Source organism: Geobacillus sp. CAMR5420, from assembly GCF_000691465.1.
Taxonomy (GTDB): Bacteria; Bacillota; Bacilli; order Bacillales; family Anoxybacillaceae; genus Geobacillus; species Geobacillus thermoleovorans.
Genome location: NZ_JHUS01000094.1, coordinates 1 through 1155 on the forward strand (window position 1 = coordinate 1; position 1155 = coordinate 1155).

A 1155-nucleotide genomic window follows, 5' to 3' on the forward strand; every position below is an offset into this window, starting at 1 on the left:
CAAAGTCTTGACTGACTCTACTGATAACTCTCATTGGTTAAAAGATCAGGATTGTTATATTTATGATATGCTGATGCTGCCCCTTCCATCATTTGATCAATATTCAGTCCAGCTACGGCGATTGGCAATAGGCCAACTGCTGTCAGCACAGAATATCTTCCGCCTATGTCATCCGGAATAACGAAAGTTTCATATCTTTCTTGATCGGCGAGCTTTTTTAAAGCTCCTTTTGCTCGACCGGTAGTAACGTAAATCCGTTTTCTTGCTTCCTCTTTTCCATATTTTTTCTCCATGTAGTCACGGAAAATCCGGAAAGCAATGGCAGGTTCTGTCGTTGTTCCAGATTTAGAAATGACATTGATAGACAGATCTTTGCCTTCTAACACATCTAATAAATGAGAGATATAAGTGGAACTGATATTCTGACCAGCGAAATAAATTTGTGTCGTATTGTTCATTTGGTTATGAAATGTATGGGATAATGCTTCAATAGCCGCCCTTGCACCTAAATAAGACCCGCCAATGCCGATCACCACAAGAGCGTCTGAATGATTCCGGATTCTTTCAGCAGCTTGTTTGATTCGCGCAAATTCGTCTTTATCATAGCGGATCGGCCAATCAACCCAGCCAAGAAAATCGGATCCTGGACCTTTCTTTTCATGAAGCATATGATGAGCTACTTTTACAAATTCGCTTAAATAATCTAGTTCATTCTCTTGCATAAATGGTAACGCATTAGAGTAATCAAAAGAGATAGCCATATAATACTTCTCCTTTCTCTTCTAATTTTGCTGTGCACGTCCATTGATCATTTTTGACCTTACATATGAAAAGGACTTTTATGTTATTTCCTTAAAGGTTTTTTCTGGAGATGCTTCTAATGCTTATAACGGTTTATTTCTTCACATTTTTCTCTACAGCATGTCCACCAAATTCGTTGCGTAGAGCGGCTACCACTTTGCCTGTAAATGTATCGTTTTCTAATGAACGATACCGCATCAATAAGGCCATGGCGATGACAGGAGTGGCAGTTTGCAGATCTAATGCTGTTTCTACTGTCCATTTCCCTTCACCGGAAGAATGCATAATTCCTTTGATTTCCTCTAATTTTGCATCTTTTGAAAATGCGCGTTCTGTTAATTCCATGAGCCATGA

2 pseudogenes are annotated in these 1155 nt (G+C 39.2%); both read right to left on the bottom strand.

Annotated features, from left to right (window positions below):
• Positions 1 to 20: 20 nt before the first annotated feature.
• A pseudogene (locus DI44_RS0117550) lies at positions 21 to 761 on the bottom strand (glucose-6-phosphate isomerase); the annotation flags it as partial.
• A 133-nt stretch (positions 762 to 894) separates the two neighbouring features.
• Positions 895 to 1155 (bottom strand): annotated as a pseudogene (locus DI44_RS0117555) (6-phosphogluconate dehydrogenase (decarboxylating)); the annotation flags it as partial.